The sequence below is a fragment of the Bradyrhizobium sp. genome, assembly GCF_022844465.1.
GTDB lineage: Bacteria > Pseudomonadota > Alphaproteobacteria > Rhizobiales > Xanthobacteraceae > Bradyrhizobium.
The window spans coordinates 948,275-968,184 of the sequence record NZ_JALHLP010000001.1; the positions used below are offsets into that span (position 1 = coordinate 948,275).

General features: G+C 64.5%; 16 protein-coding genes. 2 read left to right on the forward strand and 14 right to left on the reverse strand.

The genetic code is table 11. The features are described from left to right. The first annotated feature begins 92 nt into the window (after nucleotides 1–92). Nucleotides 93–1,163 carry a glycosyltransferase family 4 protein gene (locus tag Q0D31_RS04560; RefSeq protein WP_291845749.1) on the forward strand — a complete coding sequence of 357 codons (1,071 nt, stop codon included), beginning with the start codon at nucleotides 93–95 and terminating at the stop codon, nucleotides 1,161–1,163. A gap of 54 nt (nucleotides 1,164–1,217) precedes the next feature. Here the strand turns inward: Q0D31_RS04560 and Q0D31_RS04565 are convergent, their stop codons facing one another. From Q0D31_RS04565 to Q0D31_RS04590, 6 genes are all read right to left on the reverse strand, one after another. Continuing rightward, nucleotides 1,218–3,164 carry an alkyl sulfatase dimerization domain-containing protein gene (locus Q0D31_RS04565; protein WP_291845750.1) on the reverse strand — a complete coding sequence of 649 codons (1,947 nt, stop codon included), beginning with the start codon at nucleotides 3,162–3,164 and terminating at the stop codon, nucleotides 1,218–1,220. Between the two features lie 50 nt (nucleotides 3,165–3,214). Beyond that, nucleotides 3,215–5,035 (reverse strand): NAD(P)/FAD-dependent oxidoreductase, encoded by a 1,821-nt coding sequence (locus Q0D31_RS04570; protein WP_291845751.1) that lies wholly within the window; start codon nucleotides 5,033–5,035, stop codon nucleotides 3,215–3,217. Nucleotides 5,036–5,093: 58 nt separating this feature from the next. Further along, complete coding sequence (locus Q0D31_RS04575; RefSeq protein WP_291845752.1) at nucleotides 5,094–6,197, reverse strand: ABC transporter ATP-binding protein; 1,104 nt, start codon at nucleotides 6,195–6,197, stop codon at nucleotides 5,094–5,096. A 25-nt stretch (nucleotides 6,198–6,222) separates the two neighbouring features. Next, a complete protein-coding gene (locus Q0D31_RS04580) occupies nucleotides 6,223–7,251 on the reverse strand; it encodes an extracellular solute-binding protein (protein ID WP_291845753.1) in 1,029 nt (342 codons plus the stop codon). Nucleotides 7,252–7,273: 22 nt separating this feature from the next. Further along, nucleotides 7,274–9,043, reverse strand: a complete 1,770-nt coding sequence (locus Q0D31_RS04585) for an iron ABC transporter permease (RefSeq protein WP_291845754.1) — start codon at nucleotides 9,041–9,043, stop codon at nucleotides 7,274–7,276. Between the two features lie 207 nt (nucleotides 9,044–9,250). Beyond that, nucleotides 9,251–10,024 (reverse strand): ferredoxin--NADP reductase, encoded by a 774-nt coding sequence (locus Q0D31_RS04590; RefSeq protein WP_291845755.1) that lies wholly within the window; start codon nucleotides 10,022–10,024, stop codon nucleotides 9,251–9,253. Between the two features lie 186 nt (nucleotides 10,025–10,210). Between Q0D31_RS04590 and Q0D31_RS04595 the strand changes: the two genes are divergently transcribed. Beyond that, complete coding sequence (locus Q0D31_RS04595; RefSeq protein ID WP_291845757.1) at nucleotides 10,211–11,407, forward strand: amidohydrolase family protein; 1,197 nt, start codon at nucleotides 10,211–10,213, stop codon at nucleotides 11,405–11,407. Here Q0D31_RS04595 and Q0D31_RS04600 read toward each other — a convergent pair whose 3' ends face one another. From Q0D31_RS04600 to Q0D31_RS04635, 8 genes are all read right to left on the reverse strand, one after another. Then, the gene (locus tag Q0D31_RS04600; protein ID WP_291845758.1) at nucleotides 11,408–11,863 is read right to left on the reverse strand and encodes a MarR family winged helix-turn-helix transcriptional regulator; all 456 of its coding nucleotides are present in this window, start codon (nucleotides 11,861–11,863) and stop codon (nucleotides 11,408–11,410) included. It lies immediately after the preceding gene. Between the two features lie 34 nt (nucleotides 11,864–11,897). After that, nucleotides 11,898–12,602 (reverse strand): ABC transporter ATP-binding protein, encoded by a 705-nt coding sequence (locus tag Q0D31_RS04605; protein ID WP_291845759.1) that lies wholly within the window; start codon nucleotides 12,600–12,602, stop codon nucleotides 11,898–11,900. Next, on the reverse strand, nucleotides 12,599–13,390 hold the full coding sequence (locus tag Q0D31_RS04610; RefSeq protein ID WP_291845760.1) for an ABC transporter ATP-binding protein: 792 nt from the start codon (nucleotides 13,388–13,390) through the stop codon (nucleotides 12,599–12,601). Before Q0D31_RS04610 ends, Q0D31_RS04605 begins: the two co-directional genes overlap by 4 nt. Next, nucleotides 13,387–15,273, reverse strand: coding sequence for an ABC transporter permease (locus tag Q0D31_RS04615; protein ID WP_291845761.1), 1,887 nt, complete (start codon nucleotides 15,271–15,273; stop codon nucleotides 13,387–13,389). The genes Q0D31_RS04610 and Q0D31_RS04615 overlap by 4 nt, the downstream gene beginning before the upstream one ends. Before the next feature lie 255 nt (nucleotides 15,274–15,528). Continuing rightward, a complete protein-coding gene (locus tag Q0D31_RS04620) occupies nucleotides 15,529–16,731 on the reverse strand; it encodes an ABC transporter substrate-binding protein (protein WP_291845762.1) in 1,203 nt (400 codons plus the stop codon). 24 nt (nucleotides 16,732–16,755) lie between these two features. Next, entirely contained in the window at nucleotides 16,756–17,340 is a 585-nt protein-coding gene (locus Q0D31_RS04625; protein ID WP_291845763.1) for an amino acid synthesis family protein, read from the reverse strand. Beyond that, the gene (locus Q0D31_RS04630) at nucleotides 17,337–18,263 is read right to left on the reverse strand and encodes a UPF0280 family protein (protein WP_291845764.1); all 927 of its coding nucleotides are present in this window, start codon (nucleotides 18,261–18,263) and stop codon (nucleotides 17,337–17,339) included. The genes Q0D31_RS04625 and Q0D31_RS04630 overlap by 4 nt, the downstream gene beginning before the upstream one ends. Next, complete coding sequence (locus Q0D31_RS04635) at nucleotides 18,260–19,708, reverse strand: 6-hydroxynicotinate reductase (RefSeq protein ID WP_291845765.1); 1,449 nt, start codon at nucleotides 19,706–19,708, stop codon at nucleotides 18,260–18,262. Before Q0D31_RS04635 ends, Q0D31_RS04630 begins: the two co-directional genes overlap by 4 nt. Nucleotides 19,709–19,910: the final 202 nt, after the last annotated feature.

Sequence of the window (19,910 nt, forward strand, 5' to 3'; positions counted from 1 at the left end):
GGGAACCTGGCGCGAGCCGGAACGTTCCACTGTCTGATGCGCTGGCGCCAGCGGAATCGAGGCTTGGTGAGGTTGAGCACAGGAGACCGTAAATGCGCATCGCGCAAATTTCACCGCTGACGGAGGCTGTTCCCCCCAAGCTTTATGGCGGAACCGAACGGGTGGTGCACTGGCTGACTGAAGAATTGGTCGCGCTGGGGCATGAAGTCACATTATTCGCCAGCGGCGATTCCAGAACCTCCGCAAAGCTCGATGCCACATGGCCCAAGGCGCTACGTCTCGACGGTTCGGTCCGCGACCCCAACGCTCTGCACATGGTGATGCTCGAGCGCGTACGTCAGAAGTGCGACGAAGAAGAGTTTGATTTTCTGCATTTTCATCTCGATTATTACCCGTTCTCACTCTTCTACCGGCAACCGACCCCCTTCCTGACAACGCTGCATGGCAGGCTCGATCTCCCTGAACTGCAACCCGTGTTCAGCGCCTTCCCCCGTGTTCCCGTGGTATCGATCTCGAACGCGCAGCGGCGGCCGGTTCCACAAGCCAACTGGACCGGAACCATCTACCACGGCCTGCCCGAGGACCTGCTGATACCGAAGCCGGTGAAGCCGTCCTATCTCGCCGTGCTCGGGCGCATCGCACCGGAAAAAGGAGTCGACCGCGCCATCCAGATCGCCGCCCGCTGCGGCATTCCCCTCAAGATCGCGGCAAAGATCGATCGCGCTGACCAAGAGTATTACGAAGAGGTGGTTTCCCCGCTGATAAGGGCCAATCCGCTGGTCGAATTCATCGGCGAAATTTCTGACCGCGAGAAGCCGGATTTTCTCAGCGGCGCGCTTGGCCTGCTTTTGCCTATCGATTGGCCGGAGCCATTCGGCCTCGTCATGATCGAGGCTATGGCCTGCGGCACGCCGGTGATCGCTTACAACCGGGGATCCGTGCCCGAGATCATCGACCCCGGCCTCACCGGCTTCGTCGTCGAAGATGAAATCAGCGCTGTCGCCGTCGTCCATCGCCTCCCAGCGATGGACCGGGCGGCAATCCGCAGGCAGTTCGAGAAACGCTTCACGGCCCGCCGGATGGCGCTCGACTATCTGGCGGCCTATCGCAACCTGATGGAGGCGCCGGGACCGCGCATCAAGCTGGTCAGCAGCGCGGAGTAAAACCGGCTCCATCTCCTCCCCATCCGGGAGGACACAAGTTTGTGCTTTCGGGTCTCACCTTGCCATGGTTCGCTTCGGCTCGACGATCTCGAACATCCGCGGGAACTCGTCCATCAGCAACATCAATTCGCCGAGCCGCGTCGGATTGCCGGACGTCTTGATCCTGCCGCCGGCGACCGCCTCCGGAAACGTCATGAAATCGGCGATGACCTCGTCTAGCGCGCCGCGCGAGAGCGTAAAGCCGGCGTCGGCGTCGGCCGCTTGCGCGCCGGCGGCATAGGTCAGCGCGCAATTTTCCAGGTTGAGGATAAAGGTCTCGCCGGTATCGGTGAAATTCCAGTTCAGCACGATGCGCTTGCCTTCGGCCCTGGATCCGTTGAGCCGGACGCCAAGCACGTCCCAGAGCTGTTCGGTACGCAGCGCCGCCAGCGTTTCGCGCGGTATCGCCGCACGCGGCGGCGCCTTCGGCATGCCCTGCCGGAGTTCCTGGGCTCCGAACAGATAGGCGTTGCGCCAGGTCGCGCTTTCCGAGGCGTAGCCGAGCTGCTCGAACGTGTCGGCAAGGATGGCGCGGGCGCCCTGGTTTTCGGGATCGGCGAACACCAGATGGCTCACGGCTTGCGCGACGAAACGGAATTCGCCCCTGGCAAAGTCCTTGGCCGCGCGCGCCAGGATAGCATCCGCGCCGCCCATATACTCGACGTACTTCTTGCCGGACTCGACCGGCGGCAACGGATCGAGGTGAACAGGGTTGGCATCGTACCAGCCGAGATATTTCTGATAGATCGCCTTCACATTGTGCCTGATGTGGCCGTAATAGCCGCGGCCGTGCCATGCACCCTCGAGACTCGCCGGCAGGCGGATCACTTCCGCGATTTCGGTCGCCGTCAGCCCGTGGTTCATCAGGCGGATGGTCTGGTCATGCGCAAACTTGTAGAGATCGCGCTGCTGGCGGATCATGGTGTCGATCCGCTCCTGTCCCCAGACCGGCCAGTGATGCTGGCCGCACATCGCATTCGCCTTGCCGCCCCACATCTGCAGCGCCTCGCCGAGATATTTCGACCAGGCGAGCGCGTCGCGCACGTCAGCGCCACGGAACGGCAGCAGATTGTGGAAATTATGCGTGCAGTTCTCCGCCAGATTCAGCACCTTGTAGCGCGGGATGAAGAAATGCATCTCCGCCGGCGCTTCGCTGTTCGGCGCCATCTGGAACTCGAATTCGACGCCGTCGATGATTCGCTTGTCGCCGGTCGCCACGATGTGATCGGTCGGGCGCAGCAGCGCCACCGAGCCCGCCGCCATCGACTTGCCGAGCCCGCAATCGACCTGGCCGCGAACGCCCTTGGCGAGAAACGGCCCGAACTGATATTGCGCACGCCGCAGCATCGCCGGTCCCGCGATGATGTTTTCCGAGACCGCGTGCTCCATGAATAAATTGGGCGCAATGATCGGAACCCGGCCACCGGCGAGCGTTTCATCGTCGAGCACGCCACGCGCGCCGCCCCAATGGTCGGTGTGGGTGTGGGTGAAGATGACGGCGCTGACCTGCCGCTTGCCGCGGTGCTTGAAGTAGAGCTCCATCGCCGCCCGGGCGCCCTCGATCGAGGTCAGCGTATCCACCACGATGACGCCGCGCTCGCCCTCGATCAGCGTCATGTTGGCGATGTCGAGCCCGCGCACCTGATAGACGCCGGGCACCACTTCGAACAGGCCGTGATGCATGTTGAGCCGCGACTGCCGCCACAGGCTGGGATCGACCGTGGCCGGGGCTTGTTCGGCCGACAGAAAGCCATAGGGTTCCAGGCTCCAGACCACCCTGCCCTGCGGCGAAACAATCCTGGCGTTCTCCACCGTGCCGAGAAAACCGCGCGCGGCGTCGTCGAAATCGCGCGTGTCGGAGAACGGCAGTGCCTTCAGCGTCGCCGCGTGCTGCGCGATGACCTGCGCGGAAGCTTCCTTCGGAGATTCTCCGATCGTTTCCATCGTGGCTGACTGGCTCATTGTTGTGTGCTCCCTTGCAGCGTACCGAGGGTCGAGCAATCCGAACGGCGTCAGCGAAACGTCAGCCCCTCGAACTGGCCGCTGCTGCGCCATGCCTCAATGTATTTGAAATAGGCCAACGGGCCGGCAGGATGACCGACATTGAGCTTGGCGGAGGGCCCCGGCTCGCGCCCTTCATTGTTGTAATAGCCGGGCGTGCAGTCGGGCGAGCCGATCATCCGGCCGGCGCCGGTCAACAGCAATTCAACCCAGCAATCCTCGGCCTCGCGGGTGACCTCAATTTCCTTGAAGCCTTGGGCCAGGGCATGGCCGACCATCAGCGCGATGGTTCTCGCCGCCTCGGTCAAATTGTGCGGCACGTTGGAAATCAGGTTGGCGCCCTGCGTCGGCTGCACCAAGAACGCGTTCGGGAAACCATGGACGTGAATGCCGTGCTTGGTCCGCATGCCCGCGGCCCAATGCTCCGACAGCCTGAGCCCGCCGCGGCCGACCAGGTCGAAGCCCGCCCGTCGCTTGTACTCGGTGCCGACTTCGAATCCCGAGGCATAGATGATGCAGTCGAGCTGATACTCCTTGCCGGCGACGACGACGCCGTTTCCGGTGATCCGCTCCACCCCCTTACCGTCGGTATCGACCAGATAGGTGCCCGGGGTGTTGAAGGCCTGCAGGTATTCGTCGTGGAAGCACGGGCGCTTGCAGAGCTGGCGATACCAGGCCTTGAGCTTGGCCGCGGTTTCGCGATCGCCGACGATCGCGTCAACCCGGGCGCGGATCTCCTCCATCTTCTCGAAATCGGAATCCTCGAACGCCGCCAGCATGTTCTTCGGGATTCGCTGCTCGCGCGGCAGGTCCATGATCCTGGCCCGAATTCGCCGTGACAGGTCGGTCCAGCCGTCCTGCACCAGATCCTCCTCCGCGGTACCTCCGGCCTGGTTCGCCGTAAAGTTCTCAAGCCAGCGCTGCTGCCAGCCCGGCGTCGCGATTTCCGAAAACCAATGGGGATCAATCGGCGCGTTGGCCCTGACGTCCACCGACGACGGCGTGCGCTGGAACACGTAGAGTTCCCAGCAGGCGCGCGCCAGATGCGGCACGCACTGCACCGAGGTGGCGCCGGTGCCGATGATCCCGACGCGCTTGTCCGCCAGCGCGGCCATCGGCGCGCCCTTGGGATCACCGCCGGTGTAGGCGTAGTCCCAGCGGCTGGTATGGAAGGAGTGCCCTTTGAAGGACTCGATGCCGGCGATGCCAGGAAGCTTGGGGACATGCAGCGGCCCCGTCCCCATGCCGACGAATTGCGCGGTGAAGGCGTCGCCGCGGTTGGTGCTGACATGCCAGCGCGACGTCGCCGCGTCCCACTCCAGGCTCACGACCTCGGTATGGAACAGCGCGTTGCCATAGAGACCATATTGCCTGCCGATGCGTTGGCAATGCGCGAGAATTTCAGGCGCGTGCGCGTATTTCTCCGACGGCATGTAGCCGGTTTCTTCGAGCAGCGGCATATAGACCAGCGAGGCGGTGTCGCATTGCGCGCCGGGATACCTGTTCCAGTACCAGGTGCCGCCGAAGTCGCCACCCTTCTCGATGATCCTGACATCCCCGACACCGGCTTCCGAAAGCCGGGCAGCGGTGGCGAGCCCGGCAAAGCCGCCGCCGATGAAAGCAAAGACGACATGATCCGTCTTCGGCTCGCGAGGAACGACCGGCATGTAGGGATCGTCGAGATAATGCGCGAGCTGCCCTGCGACGCGCAGATACTGCTCGTTGCCATCGGGGCGAAGCCGCTTGTCGCGCTCCTCCGCGTATTTCTGGCGCAGCTTCGCCTTGTCGGTCGCGTCGCCTTGCAAACCCTGCGGTTGGTCCGATGTGGTCATCCGGGGGGGCCCTTCGGGAAGTCAGGATCCAACGCTGATGACGACGGATCACCAGCCGTTACTCATCTGCCAACGACCCGGTGTCTCGATAGGCCCAGCAACTCTCGCGCGGCAGCGAGACCTGGGTCTCGGCACCGACCTGATGCCGGGCCGCGGTGCCCAGCTCCACCACTTCCAGCCGGCGGCCGAACAGTTCGATGCCATAGGCGGTCTGCGTGCCCTGATAGCGGCGGTCGACGACGCGGGCGGAAAAGACGTTGACGCCGTCATGCCTGCCGATCGCAATGTTCTCCGGCCGCAACGCAACGCGCACTTTCTCATTCGCACCGAGCGATTGCAGCAACGCCACCTCTCCCCGCCTGCCGTCGCCGAAATCCACGGTGCCGTACGCGCCGTTCCGTGATACCAGCGTGCCCGCAAGCTCATTGGTCGCGCCGGTGAAGTTGGCGACGAACAAGTCCGCCGGGCGATTGTAGATCGCGTCCGGCGAATCCATCTGAAGCAGCTTGCCGTCGCGCATCACGCCGATGCGGTCGCCCAGCACCACCGCCTCGGCCTGGTCATGGGTGACGTACAGCGCGGTCATCCCGGTCTGCTTGAGGATGACGCGAAGATCATCGCGCAGCCGCAGCCGCAATTTGGCGTCGAGGTTTGACAAGGGCTCGTCGAGCAGCAGCAATTGCGGCCGATAGACCATGCTGCGCGCCAGCGCTACCCGCTGCATTTGGCCGCCCGACAGCGCGACCACCGGCCTTTCGGCATATTCCGAAAGGCCGACCAGTTCGAGCGCCTCGTCGACCATGCGACGGGCCTCGCTGCGGGAAAACTTCCGATGCTTCAGGGGATAGACCACGTTCTGGCGCACCGTCATGTGCGGCCACACCGCATAGGACTGAAACACCATGCCGAGTTCGCGCAGCCGCGGCGGCACCGAAATGCCGCGTTCCGGCGAGGATACGACCCTGCCGGCAATGTTGATTTCTCCCGACGTCGGATGCTCCAGACCTGCGACGCAGCGCAGCGTCGTGGTCTTGCCGCAGCCGGAGGGGCCGAGCAATACCACGATCTCGCCGGCCGGTACGTTGAAGCTGACGCCATCGACCGCCGGCCGGCCGATCGCAAACTGCTTACGCAGATCGGTGACTTCAAGCGTCGCGGTCATGAGCGCGCTTTCTCCACGCGATCGCTCACTGCCGGTACCCGAAAGTCTTGTCCCACTCCGCGACCCAGGCCGACTGCAACTTGACGTACTCATCAAATTTTGGATACCAGACCTTGACCACCTTGGGATCGAAGCCCTCGGGATAAACGGGCGGCACCTTCAACGAGGTCAGGTTCCCGAGTTCCTTGATCATGAAGGTCTGCCCCTCCAGCGACAGGCACCAGTTCAAGAACAATCTTGCCGCGTTGGGGTTCGCCGCGGTCTTGGGAATGCCGCTCGCGTAGGGATTGACCGGCGCTCCCTCCGGCGGGAAGAAGATCTTGATCGGCGCGCCGTCCTTCTGCTTCGGATAGATCGCGTTGTAGAGCAACGGCCCCATCGCCACCTCGCCACGCACCATCGAATCCGACATCGGCGCGCCAGAGGGATAGAGGATCGGCCGGGTCGCCGCCTGCTTGGCCCAGTAATCCTCGCCGAGCACCTGCCGTTCGAACATGATGCGGGTCCAGGTTGTGCCGCCGGACTGGGCGATCACCTGCCCGGTCATCTTCTCATATTGCGGCTTGGTCAGGTCCCTCCAGGATTTCGGCGGATCCTTGACCAGTTCGGAGTTGTAGGCGATCGACCAGACCAGCGTGACCCGCGGCCACAGTTTCGGTGAAATCTGTGCATCGGGATTGTAGTCCGCCGCATTCGGCGGCGCGTAATCCTGGAACATGTCGGCCAGCGGCAGCATCAGGGAGCGGTCCGAATGATCGATCACGTCGGCGATGAGCTTGCCGGCGGCGGCTTCCGTTTTTACGCGCGTGATGAGCTGACCGCCCGGGGCGCGCACCATCTCGATCCTGATTTCCGGGAAGCGCTTGTTGAAAGCCTTGATGACCTGTTGTTCGACCTCGGCGAAATTCGCGGTGTAGAACACCAGCTTGCCTTCGGCCTTGGCCGCCGCGATCAGTTCGGGCGATCCGAACTGCTGCGCCTGCACGGGCCCGCACCATGCGAGGCCCGCCAGCCCGGCGAACGCGGCGATCCCGGTGAATGTCCTTCTATCCATGGCCAATCCTCCCTTTGAGTTGTTATCCGGCGCGCACGACGCTGCCCTGCGTCGCACCGCGCGACAGCCAGTTGGCGCCGCCGATGAGAACGCCGAGCAGAACCGTCTGCACCAGGCTGAATGCGGCGGTCTTTCCAAGATTGCCGCCCTCGTAATAGTCCAGCAGCAGCACCGACATCACCATGGTGTTGCTGGTGTAGAGAAACAGCGACGAGCCCAGTTCACGGATCGCCAGCACGAATAGCAGCGTCATCGACGCGATCACGCCCGGCCGCGCCAGCGGCAACACAATCGTCCTGATGGTGCCGAGCACGCCCTTGCCGCAGACCCAGGCTGCTTCCTCGAGCTCGCGGTGGATCTGCAGGAACGAGGTCGACAGCGCCTTGACGGTATCGGGCATGAAGCGCGCGATGAACGCCAGCGCCAGAATCCAGATCGTCCCATAAAGACCGGCGGGAATTCCGATCCAGGCCCAGAGATAGGCGACGCCGACCACGAGGCCGGGGATGGCCACCGGAATGGTCGAAATCAGATCGATCCAGCGCCGGCCCGTCACCTGGGTCCGGTGAATGGTATAGCCGATGGCAAAGGCGAGCGCGCCGCCGACCACGGCGGTGATGACCCCGACTTCGACCGCGTTGTAGATCGAACGCAGGGTCAGCGGATTGTCGAAGATGCTGTAGAAATGCATCAGCGAATACTGCTTGAGGTCGAACAGGCTGGCGGCATCACGGATGAACATGAATTTTCGAAACGCGGCGACGATCAGCGCCAGCAGCGGCAGCAGCACCACGACGAGAAGGTAGACGAAGCCGAGGCCGAAGGTGAACCAGCGCCATCGCCCCAGGTCGAGGCTGCGCGGCCGGAACGCCTTGCCGGCGACGGTCGTGTAGCTGCGGCCGCTCAAGACCTTGTGCTGCAGCCAGACAAGAAGGCCGGTGACCACCATCAGGATGATCGCGACCGCGGCGGCGGTATTGTAGAGCGGCGGCGACCAGTTGGTGAGCTTGAAGATATAGGTGGTCAGCACCGCAAGGTTGGTCGGTGCGCCCAGCACCGCCGGGATGCCGTAGATGCCGAGCATGACGATGAACGACAGCAGCATGCCCGAGATGATCGCCGGCATGATCAGCGGAAACGTCACCGAGAACAGCGTCGCGAAGGCGCTGGCGCCGGAAATCTCGGCGGCCTCTTCCAGGCTCGGGTCCATGTTGCGCAGCGCCGAGGAGGTGAACATGTAGACGTAGGGCGCGTAGTAGATGCCGAACACAATCACCAGACCCCACATCGAATAGAAATCGACACGCCAGTCGAGGCCGATCCATTTGAACATGGTGTTGATCAGGCCGGTCTTGGGCGAACCGAGAATGGCCCATGCGACGCCCGCCACCAGCGGCGGCGCGAACAACGGCAAGATGCTGGCGGCCGCGATGAAGCCCTTGAACGGCGTATTGGTGCGGACGACGATCCAGGAGAACAGCAATCCGATCACGACCGCGATCAGGGTCCCGCCACCGCAGGCGATCAGCGTGTTGACCAGCGCCTCCGCGACATTGGGGTTGGCGAGCACGGTGAGGAAGTTCGCGATCGAGAGATGACGGAGCGAGATGCCCTCGACGACCGGGTTGGTGTCGGTTAGCGAGCCCAATAGCAGCATCAGGATCGGATAGAGGACGAGGAAGCCGAGGATCGCCAGCAGGAGCGAAACCCACAGGCCGGCCCACATGCGCCCCCGCACGCCGTCACCGGCGCTACGCACGACTTCGCTGCGCCCGCTTGCCTGACCGTTCAATGCGTTCCCCCCTCGCCGATGACCGTCTATTTGTCGATTTGCGGTCGCGATGGGCAAAACCCTAGTCGATTGTGCGGCGGGCCGAAAGGTGGTCAAAAGCCGGGCGTGCGAATATGGCGCGGAAGCCGCAGTTCCCGCCGCAGCGCCAGACACGCCTGGCCCGGGACTCGGGGTGGGGCTCGGCACCCGGCGCGGGGCGGGCCGGGACTACCGCTCCGCGAACGCCTTCTCCACCACGAACTGCGCGGGCTCGCCGTGGTTGCCTTCGACGAAGCCCCTGCCGGTGAGCAGGGCGCGGGTGTCCGTCACCAGCGCCGGGCTGCCGCAGATCATGACGCGGTCATGGGCGGGGTCGAGCGAGGCCAGCCCGATATCGCCGAATAGCCTGCCTGAAGTGATCAGGTCGGTAATGCGGCCGCGGTTGCGGAAGGGGTCGCGCGTCACGGTCGGGTAGTAGATCAGCTGGTTGCGGATGTAGTCGCCGATCAGTTCGTCGTTCGGCAGCTTTTCGGTGATCATCTCGCCATAGGCGAGTTCCTTGACGCGGCGGCAGCCGTGCAGCAGCACCACTTTGTCGAAGCGCTCATAGGTTTCCGGGTCCTTGACCACGCTCAGGAACGGGGCGAGGCCGGTCCCGGTGCCGATCAGATAGAGGTTACGGCCGTCTTCGAGATTATCAATGACGAGCGTGCCGGTCGCCTTGCGGCTGACGATGATCGCGTCGCCCTGCTTCAGATGCTGCAGGCGCGAGGTCAGCGGCCCGTCCGGCACCTTGATCGAAAAGAACTCGAGCCGGTCCTCGTAATTGGCGCTGGCGACGCTGTAGGCGCGCAGCAGCGGCTTCTCGCCGACCTTCAGCCCGATCATGGTGAACTCGCCGTTCCTGAAACGAAACGAGGGATCGCGCGTGGTGGTGAAGCTGAACAGCGTGTCGGTCCAGTGATGGACGCTGAGGACGCTTTCCTGGTTGAAGTTGCTCATCCTGACCGATCCCGTCTTGCCTGTTCCGCCTTGCCGATCCCGCCGCGCGGCGGCCGATCTGCAATGTTCGCATCGTTTGTACACAATCATTCGTATACGAATGAATAATCCAGCTTGATCCCGCCGTCAAGCCGCGGGCAAGATGGCGTTCCGCGCCCGAAAGCATTGAACACAAAGGACAAACCGATGGCCCACGATGCACCTGAGGCAGCCGGCCCGAGCAAGCTGGTGATCCGCAATATCGGGCTGCTGCTGTCAGGGGCGCTGGAGCGGCCGATCCTGGATGCGGACACGATCGCGGCCGAGAACGGCAAGATCACCGCCATCGGCCGCCTCAAGGACGTCGATACCGAGGGCGCCACCACCATCATCGACGCCCGCGGCGCCACCGTCGCGCCGGGCCTGATCGACAGTCACGTGCATCCCGTCGCCGGCGACTGGACGCCGCGGCAGAACCAGATCAACTGGATCGACAGCTATCTCCACGGCGGCGTCACCACCATGATCTCGGCCGGCGAGGTTCACATGCCCGGCCGTCCCCGCGACGTGATCGGCCTGAAGGCGATGGCGATCTTCGCGCAGCGTTCGTTCTGGACGCTCCGCCCCGGCGGCGTGAAGGTTCATGCCGGCGCGCCCGTGATCGAGTGCGAGATGGTCGAGGACGATTTCAAGGAGTTGGCCGCAGCCGGCGTCAAGCTGCTCGGCGAAGTCGGCCTCGGCGGCGTCAAGGACGGGCCGACCGCGCGCAAGATGGTGGGCTGGGCGCGCAAATACGGAATTCAAAGCACGATCCACACCGGTGGGCCCTCGATCCCCGGCTCCGGATTGATCGACAAGGACGTGGTGCTGGAAGCCGATACCGACGTGGTCGGTCACATCAATGGCGGCCACACCGCGCTGCCCGACGACCAGATCCGCTGCATCTGCGAGGGCTGCAAGCGCGGGCTGGAGCTGGTCCACAACGGCAACGAGCGTTCGGCGCTGTTCACGCTACGCATCGCGCGCGAAATGGGCGATCTCAACCGCGTCATCCTCGGCACCGACGCGCCGGCCGGCTCCGGCGTGCAGCCGCTCGGCATCCTTCGCATGGTCTCGATGCTCTCCTCGCTCGGCGAACTGCCGGCCGAAATCGCCTTCTGCCTGGCCACCGGCAACACCGCGCGGATGCGCGCGCTCGACTGCGGCATCATCGAGGTCGGCCGCGCCGCGGATTTCGTCATCATGGACATGGCGCAGCATTCCGCCGGCAAGAACATCCTGGAAAGCGTGCAGCTCGGCGACCTGCCCGGCATCGGCATGACCATCATCGACGGCATCGTCCGCACCCAGCGCAGCCGCAACACCCCGCCGGCAACGCGGATGCCGGAGATCGTCGGCCGCTGATCAGCGCAGCTTGTTCAACAGCGCCATCAGGGTTTCGCGCTCTTTGGCGTCCAGCGGCGCCAGCGTTTCCTTGGTGATGGCCAGCGCGTTCGGCGCGGCCTTCTCCGCCAGTTGCTGGCCGGCGCGCGTCAGGCTGACCAGCAGGCGGCGGCCGTCCTCGGGATCGGGGCAGGTTTCGGTCAGGCCGCGCGCGGTGAGGCGGTCGATCACGCCCTTGATGGTGGCGACGTCCATCGCCGTCAATCGCCCCAGCAGGTTCTGCGAGCACGGGCCGGTCTCATTCAGCTTCGCCAGCGCGGCCCATTGCGTCGGCGTCAGGTTGATCCCGATCTCGCGCGCGAAGATGGTGGCGTGGCGCTGCCACACCTGGCGCAGGATGAAGCCGATCTGCTCGTCGAGAACATAGCACGGCCGCGCCGGCTTGAAGGTCCGTTTCGGCGAAACACTCCTTGCCATCTGCGCTCCCTGCCCTTGCCTTTCCTCGTTCCGGTTACAGCGACAGGTGCGCGTCCCGGATGTCGGGCCGCGCGTCGAGTTCGGCCATGGTTCCACCGAAGCAGATCCTGCCGCGTTCGATGATATAGGCGCGGTCGGCAATCAGCCGCGCGAAATGCAGGTTCTGCTCGGACACCAGGATGCCGACGCCTTCCTTCTTCATCGCCAGGATGGCGTCTACCATCTGCTCGACGATCTTCGGCGACAACCCCTCCGAGGGCTCGTCGAGCAGCACCAGCGAGGGATTGCCCATCAGCGTCCGCGCGATGGTCAACATCTGCTGCTCTCCCCCGCTCATGCGCCCGCCCGGACGGTTGCGCATCTCGGCAAGATTTGGAAACAGCGTGAACAGCTTCTCCCGCGTCCAGTGCGGCGCATTGGGACGTTTCGGCTGGCGGCCGACTTCGAGATTTTCGTCGACGGTGAGGTCGGTGAAGATGCGCCGCTCCTCCGGCACGTAACCGAGCCCGCCGCGGACGATGGCGTGGGTCAGCTCGGCCGAGACGTCCCTGCCCTCGAACAATATCCGCCCCGAACGATTTTCCACCAGGCCGACGATGGAACGGAACGTCGTCGACTTGCCGGCGCCGTTGCGGCCGAGCAGCGTCACCACCTCGCCTTCGCCGACGTCGAGCGCGATGTCGAACAGGATGTGCGCCGGCCCGTAAAAGCTGTTGAGGCCTGAAACCTGCAGCTTCATGCGCCCGCTCCCTCGCGGTGGCGCGCGTCGTAAACCAGCCCTTCGCCGAGATAGATGGCGCGCACCTGCGGGTTGCCGCGAACTTCCTCCGGCGAGCCTTCGGCGATCAGGCTGCCGCGGTTCAGTACGAGGATACGGTCGGCGTGCTCGAATACCACGTCCATGTCGTGCTCGGTGAAGAGCACACCGATCGATTTTTCGCGGGCAATACGCGTGGTGAGCCGCATCAGTTCAATTCGCTCGCGCGGCGCCATGCCGGCGGTCGGCTCGTCCATCAGCAGCAATCTTGGCTGGTTGGCGAGCGCGACCGCAAGTTCGAGCCGCTTGAGATCGCCATAGGCCAGTTCGCCGCACGGCCGCCCGGCATAGGCGCCCATGCCGACGAGATCGAGCAGCCGGCCCGCCTCCTCGCGCGCGTAGTTCCCGGTCGAGCCCCAGAGATTGAACAACTGCCGGCCATACGATACCAGCGCGACCTGCACGTTCTCGCGCACGGTCATGGTCGGGAACGTCGCGGTGATCTGGAACGTGCGTCCGACGCCGAGCCGCCAGATCGCGCGCGGCTTCCGGCCGACCGTATCCTCGCCGAGCAGGTTGATGCGGCCGCTGTCGGGGACATTCTGGCCATTGAGCATGTCGAAGCAGGTGCTCTTGCCGGCGCCGTTGGGCCCGATCAGCGCCAGGATTTCGCCGGCCCTGAGCTGGAACGACACGCTGCGCACGGCATGGACGCCGCCATAGGATTTGCTCAGGTTTTCGACCGACAGCAATGTGGGGACCATGCTCATTCGGCAGTCTCGACCCGGGAGTTGAGGGACACGGGTTTCGCCGCCGCGGATCGCCGGCGATTCCTGATCGCCTCCAAGGTGCCGACGATGCCCTTGGGAAACGCCACGACGATCAGCACGATGAAGCCGCCCATCACCAGCTTGGACAGATCGGTCTGGCTCACCAGCCAGATGCTGGCCGCCTTGAAGACGATCGCGCCGATCACGGCGCCGGAAACCGTCTCGACGCCGCCCAGCAACACCATGACCAGCGCATCGACCGACAGCGAGATGCCGAGGCTGTCCGGGAACACGCTTCCCTTCAGATAGGCGAACAATGCGCCGGCAAACCCGGCCAGCGTGCCGGCTATGACGAAGGCGGTCCATTGTACGCGCTTGCCGTCGATGCCGATCGCTTCGCTGCGCAGCGGCGAGTCCCGCGTCGCCCGCAACGCATAGCCGAACGGCGAAAACACGATCACCCGCAGCAGGGCGACCGCGGCGGTCGCGATCCCGAGCGACAGCCAGTAGAAATTCGCCGGGCTCGCTGCCCATTTTTCCGGCCAGACGCCGAGGATGCCGTTGTCGCCGCCGGTAACCGCGACCCACTGGAATGCGATCGACCAGACGATCTGGGCAAAAGCGAGCGTCAGCATCGCGAAATAGACGCCGGACAATTGCACGGCAAAGAAGCCGAACACCGCAGCACCCAGCAGGCCCAGCAGCGGGCCGAGCAACAGCGAGACGATCATCGGCAATCCCGCCGCCTTGGCCAGGAACGCGACGCCATAGGCGCCGAGCCCGAAATAGGCGGCGTGACCGAATGAGGCGAGCCCGCCGACCGACATCAGGAAATGCAGACTGGCGGCGAAGATCACGAAGATCGCGATCTCCGAGCCGACGGTAAGCGCATAATTGCCGGCGACCAGCGGCAGCATCGCCGCAACGACCAGTGCGCCTGCTGACAGTAACCGTTCATTCGCGGTCAGCGGCCGCCACGGCGTAACGGTCAGGCCAGGCGTGCGGCGCGCGGCCGCCTCCGGTCTACCGAACAGCCCCCATGGCCGCACGATCAGCACCACCGCCATCACCAGGAAAACCAGGATGATGGAGATCTTCGGAAAGATCAGGATGCCGAAGGCGTTGAGTTCGGACACCAGCACGGCGGCGACAAAGGCGCCGATGATGCTGCCGAGCCCGCCGATCACCACGACCACGAACACCTCGACGATGATGCGCAGGTCCAGCGCGTGGTGCACGGCATCGCGTGGGATTTGCAGCGCGCCGCCGAGCGCTGCGAGAAAGACGCCGAGCGCGAACACGCTGGTGAACAGCCATTTCTGATTGACGCCGAGCGCGGCCACCATGTCGCGGTCCTGGGTCGCCGCGCGCACCAGCACACCCCAGCGCGTGCGCTGGAACAGCAGCCAGAGCGCGCCGAGAACGATCGGACTGAGCGCGATCAGGAACAGGTCGTAGCTCGGGATCTTCTGGCCGAAGAAATCGACCGCGCCCCGGAAGCCGGGCGCGCGTCGACCGAGCAGATCGTCCGGGCCCCAGATCAGCACCACGATATCCTGAACCATCAGGGTCAGGCCGAAAGTCGCGAGCAACTGGAACAGCTCCGGCGCATGGTAGATTCGTCGCAACAGCACCATCTCCACCAGCACGCCGATCACCGCGACCACCAGCGCCGCCACGACGATCCCGCCCCAGAAACCGAGCGCGCCGGAGAAGCGTTCGGTCAGCGTGAACGCGACATAGGCGCCGAGCATGTAGAACGCGCCATGCGCGAAGTTCACGATCCGCGTCACGCCGAAGATGATCGACAAGCCCGACGCGACCAAAAACAGCGACGCCGCGCTGGCGAGACCGGTCAGGAACTGCACGAAGTAGAAGGCCATTGGCGGTCCGGGTTGGCGCGGCGTCAGAGCGGGGCCTTCATCCTTCGAGACGGCGCTTCGCCTCCTTCGGATGAGGTCTTGCTTACCTCGCCCCGCTTGCGGGGAGAGGTCGGGTCGCCCTTGCGATCCGGGTGAGGGGGTACAGGTCTATCAGCGAAATACGACTCGTGGAGAGAGCCCCTCACCCCGACCCTCTAAGAGCGAGCTTCGCTCGTCTCGACCCCGCGAGAGCGGGGCGAGGGAGTAGTATACACCTCACTGCTTCGGGCGCATCTTTTCCACTTCGGCATCGCTCGGCAGATAATCGGCGCCCTTGCGGTAGACCGAGTTCACCATCACGCCCTTGCCATCCTTCAGCGCTGTCCTGCCGACATAGGCCCCGAGCGTCGATTGATGGTCGATCTTGCGGAAGGTGATCTCGCCGAACGGCGATGGCATCGTCAGACCCTGGGCCGCCGCGATCAGCTTCTCCGGATCGGTCGAGTTGGCCTTCGCCAGGATCGCGGCGGCGGCCTTGATGGTCTGGTAGCCGACGATCGAGCCGAGCCGCGGATAGTCGTTGAACTTGGCCTGATAGGCCTTCAGGAACTTGTCGTGGTCCGGCGTCTTGATGTCGTACCAGGGATAGCCCGTGACGATCCAGCCTTCCGGAGTTTCCTCCTTCAAGGGATCGAGATATTCAGGTTCACCGGTGAGGAAGGACACCACCGCGCGATTCTTGAACAGGCCGCGGGTATTGCCTTCGCGCACGAGCTTGATGAGATCGGCGCCGAAGGTGACGTTGAGGATCGCTTCCGGATTCGCGGCGGCAACCGCCTGCACCACCGGGCCGGCGTCGATCTTGCCCTGCGGCGGCCATTGCTCGTCGACCCACTGGATGTCGGGGCGCTTCTCCGACATCAGCTTCTTGAACACCGCGACCGCCGACTGGCCGTACTCATAATTCGGCGCGATCGTCGCCCAGCGCTTGGCCGGCAGCTTGGCGGCTTCTTCCACCAGCATCGCCGCCTGCATGTAGTTGGAGGGGCGCAGGCGGAAGGTGTAGCGGTTGCCCTTGGACCAGGTGATGGCGTCGGTGAGCGGTTCCGCCGCCAGGAAGAATACTTTTTTCTGGTTGGCGAAATCGCTGACGGCAAGCCCGATGTTGGACAGGAACGTGCCGGTCAGCATCACCACGTTCTCGCTCGACACCAGTTCGTTGGCCGCGGTGGTCGCATCCGCTGGCTTGCCGCCGTCGTCCTTGGAGATGACGACGAGCTTCTTGCCGTTGATGCCGCCCGCGGCGTTGACTTCCTCGAGCGCCAGCTGCCAGCCCTTGCGATAGGGTTCGGTGAAGGCCGGCAACAGCGAATAGCTGTTGATCTCGCCAATCTTGATCTCGCCCTGCGCCATGGCGCCGCCCGCCATGCCGGTCACCGCGATCGCCAGTCCTGCTCCAAGCAAATGTCTACGTCGCATCACTTACCTCCGATGTCTGAGAAACTATCTCAAGCCGTCTTCGCCCTTGACTTCCGAAACCGTCAATCCGCCGACACGTGGCAACGGCCGGCCGCTGTCGGTGACCGCCACCGCGACCATGATCTCGTTGGCGCGCGGCGCGTCGTTGATCTGCACCTCCATGCCGTCGAAATGGCTGCGCACGAACGCTGCGTCCTTGTGACCGAGCGGGATGTCGAGCGTGGTTCCCGGCCCGCTGCGCTTTTTCGACGACGGGATCAGCGCCGCGCCCTTGCCCAGCACCTTGCGCACCGGCGCGCCCATCTTCGGATGCAGGATTGCGGCCGCGTGCTCGAGTTCACCGTTTTCGCCGACCGCCGCGGCCTTGCCGTAGCTCTGCGCCCGCGCGCCATCGATGCCGAGTGCTGCGACCGCCTTCTGCGCCAGCAGTTCGCCAAGCTCCTCGCCGATCGCGATCAGCGGCGAAAGGTCTTCGACATAGCGGCCGGCGAATGGGTTCTCGATCACGGCGATCGCCGCCGCGCGCCGCGTCGGCGGCGCGACCTTCTGGCCCATCTCCAGATGGGTCTCCTCGACCACCGTGACGATCTTGCGAATAACCGCGCTCATGCCGCCTGCCCCGCTCCGGTATGCGTCACGCCCTGCATCGCACTTTCATGCAACGCCGGCAACGCGCCTGCCCGGCTCCCTGTTGCGCCCACCACCGCCGTCTCGCCCAGTAGACGCAAGGTCGCACCCTCGATCAATCCCGTCGCCAGCATTTGCTGCGCCCGCTTCACCCCTGCCCGCAGCGCAAGGTCAATCTCGCGTTTCCCCAGTGGTCCGACGTTGCGGGTGACGAGCCGCGAACCGAGGTCGCTGTCGGGCTGCAACTCATTGGCCGGACAACGGACAATGGCGGGATGCCCGGCCAGGTCCACCGCATTGGCGATCACGGTGGCGACGGCATCGGCCTGCGCCGCGGTTTTCGCCAGCACGGTGACGGCGTCGGCGATCCCGAGCGAAAAGCTGCGACCGTGCCGTCCGCTGGTCGCGATGCCCCGGACCGGGTCGTCGGCCTTGATCTCGAATGTCCGCATCAAGCCTTCCCGATCCGGCCGGTCCAGCAGCCCGACGGTGAACTTCTCGCCGTCGGCCAGATGCAGCGCGATGTCGCCGCCATTGTTGACGAAAGCCCGGTCAAGCCGCGTTGCGCCCAGCATCGCGCCGAGGATTTCCTCGGCGACGCTGCCGGCCACTGCCGCCATCGGCGTGATGAAATGATCCCGAGCAAAGGGCGTCACGGCCGCGTGCATCCGGCGCGCGACGACGCCTCTCAGCGCGCAACGCCCCGGAACAACCGCCTGCCGCAATTCGGCAAGTTCGACACAAAGTTCATCCAGCAGGCCAGTGAAGCGCCGCGCCGCGGCGTCATAGGCGGCGCTCACTTCCGTGCCGCTGCCATTCGCCTCGATCACCAGATCGATCGGGCCGTCCTGCAGATGCAATCGCCTGCCGTCGGCAAGAAGCGCGATCTGCGGACGCCGCGTCATGTCCGTTGCCCCGGGATATAGGGCATCGGGCGGGTTTCGGTACTGTCCCGCAGCGACGCCAGCGGACGCACATGATCCATGTGGCCGCCGAGCGCGGCGTAGTCGGACAGCCGCAGCGTAAACTCGATTGGCGCGACCAGCGCCGGCGTTGGCACGTAGCCGAACGCGCCCGCCGGCATCTGCGTCACGTCGACCATGAAGGTGATGCCGCCGCCGGGCCAGACGTAAACCGGTGCGCCGCCGCAGGTCACCCGCGTCAGCGCGTCCTTGACCGACCGCGTCAGCCGCACCGGATTGTCGGTGACGCCGGCGCGCAGCGAGCCGCCGGCGCCACCCATGAACAGCACCGTGCACAACGCAGGTTCGCAATTTTCCTGGATACGCTCCACCGACAGTTTCAGGTCAGGCGGCATCGGCTTTTCGACCGGCTTGAGCTGATCGTCGAGCTGGTAATAGGCCGCATGCTCGCCGGTGGTCGAAACCATCAGCATGGTGAGACCGGGCCGCGCCTGCTTCGGATTGAACGGCCCCAGCACCGACAGGGGATCGGAGATTTTCGTGCCGCCCCAGCCGGTGCCGGGCTCGGCGACCTGAAAATAACGTCCCGGCGTCGAGCGCCGGCCTTTCATCTTGATTCCGGTGTCGGGGATATCCAGCAGTTTGCCGGCCTGGTGCTCCGACAGAACGCCGGTGATGTGGTCGTCCACCACCACGACCTCGTCGACCTTGCCGTGCCATTGCTTGGCGAACATGCCGATCGTCGCCGAGCCGCAGCCGACGCGCATGCGCTCTTCGGGGACGCCGTTGACGACAGGCGGATAGCCGGCCTGAACCACCACCGTAGCGCCGCCATCGATCACCAGTTCCACCGGCTTGCAATTGGAAAGGTCCATCAGCGCGTCGCAGGTGACACGCCCTTCCTTCTTGGACCCGCCGGTCAGATGATGCACGCCGCCGAGCGACAGCATCTGCGAACCATACTCACCCGTCGTGACATGACCGATCGCCTCGCCCTCGGCACGAACCGTCGCCGTCTCCGGGCCGAGATAGCGGTCGGTGTCGATCTTCACCTTGACGCCGCAATAGCTGAAAATGCCTTCGGTCACCACCGTGACCATGTCGACGCCGTCGATCTCGGAGGACACGATGAAGGGCGCCGGCTTGTAATCCGGATAGGTGGTGCCGGCGCCGATCGCGGTGACGAAGACGTTGGGCGCATGGACGATCTTGCCGTCCCAGTCGCCGCCCCCGGCCTGGAACGGCACCAGCCGGCCGCCATGCGTCACGGTTCGCTCCAGCACGATATGGGGATCGACGCGCACCAGTTCGCCGTTGTGGTTGGCATAGCGATCGCACGCGCCAGCCGCGCCCAGCTTGATGTAGCACATCACCGGACAGGCATCGCAACGGATCTTGTCGCCACCGGCGATCGTCGCATCGGTCATGAACAAGCCTGCAATCGAAGCGGCGTCGATCACGCCCGCGGCTTGGCGGCGCGATCACTTTGTTCGTATACGAACAATGTTGCGCGCGGACCGAAATCCTGTCAAGCGGCGCCGCCAGCGAAAATCCGATTGCTGCATAACAATTCATTTGCCTCGCCCTGCCGGCCACAAAGCGGGCAACGCCGCGGTGCGGGACCGCGCG

What these genes read in the sequence shown, in the direction of transcription:
- Q0D31_RS04560 (WP_291845749.1), top strand. Translation starts at nt 93, where the DNA reads ATGCGCATCGCGCAAATTTCACCGCTGACGGAGGCTGTTCCCCCCAAG.
- Q0D31_RS04565 (WP_291845750.1), bottom strand. Translation starts at nt 3,164, where the DNA reads ATGAGCCAGTCAGCCACGATGGAAACGATCGGAGAATCTCCGAAGGAA.
- Q0D31_RS04570 (WP_291845751.1), bottom strand. Translation starts at nt 5,035, where the DNA reads ATGACCACATCGGACCAACCGCAGGGTTTGCAAGGCGACGCGACCGAC.
- Q0D31_RS04575 (WP_291845752.1), bottom strand. Translation starts at nt 6,197, where the DNA reads ATGACCGCGACGCTTGAAGTCACCGATCTGCGTAAGCAGTTTGCGATC.
- Q0D31_RS04580 (WP_291845753.1), bottom strand. Translation starts at nt 7,251, where the DNA reads ATGGATAGAAGGACATTCACCGGGATCGCCGCGTTCGCCGGGCTGGCG.
- Q0D31_RS04590 (WP_291845755.1), bottom strand. Translation starts at nt 10,024, where the DNA reads ATGAGCAACTTCAACCAGGAAAGCGTCCTCAGCGTCCATCACTGGACC.
- Q0D31_RS04595 (WP_291845757.1), top strand. Translation starts at nt 10,211, where the DNA reads ATGGCCCACGATGCACCTGAGGCAGCCGGCCCGAGCAAGCTGGTGATC.
- Q0D31_RS04600 (WP_291845758.1), bottom strand. Translation starts at nt 11,863, where the DNA reads ATGGCAAGGAGTGTTTCGCCGAAACGGACCTTCAAGCCGGCGCGGCCG.
- Q0D31_RS04605 (WP_291845759.1), bottom strand. Translation starts at nt 12,602, where the DNA reads ATGAAGCTGCAGGTTTCAGGCCTCAACAGCTTTTACGGGCCGGCGCAC.
- Q0D31_RS04610 (WP_291845760.1), bottom strand. Translation starts at nt 13,390, where the DNA reads ATGAGCATGGTCCCCACATTGCTGTCGGTCGAAAACCTGAGCAAATCC.
- Q0D31_RS04615 (WP_291845761.1), bottom strand. Translation starts at nt 15,273, where the DNA reads ATGGCCTTCTACTTCGTGCAGTTCCTGACCGGTCTCGCCAGCGCGGCG.
- Q0D31_RS04620 (WP_291845762.1), bottom strand. Translation starts at nt 16,731, where the DNA reads ATGCGACGTAGACATTTGCTTGGAGCAGGACTGGCGATCGCGGTGACC.
- Q0D31_RS04625 (WP_291845763.1), bottom strand. Translation starts at nt 17,340, where the DNA reads ATGAGCGCGGTTATTCGCAAGATCGTCACGGTGGTCGAGGAGACCCAT.
- Q0D31_RS04630 (WP_291845764.1), bottom strand. Translation starts at nt 18,263, where the DNA reads ATGACGCGGCGTCCGCAGATCGCGCTTCTTGCCGACGGCAGGCGATTG.
- Q0D31_RS04635 (WP_291845765.1), bottom strand. Translation starts at nt 19,708, where the DNA reads ATGACCGATGCGACGATCGCCGGTGGCGACAAGATCCGTTGCGATGCC.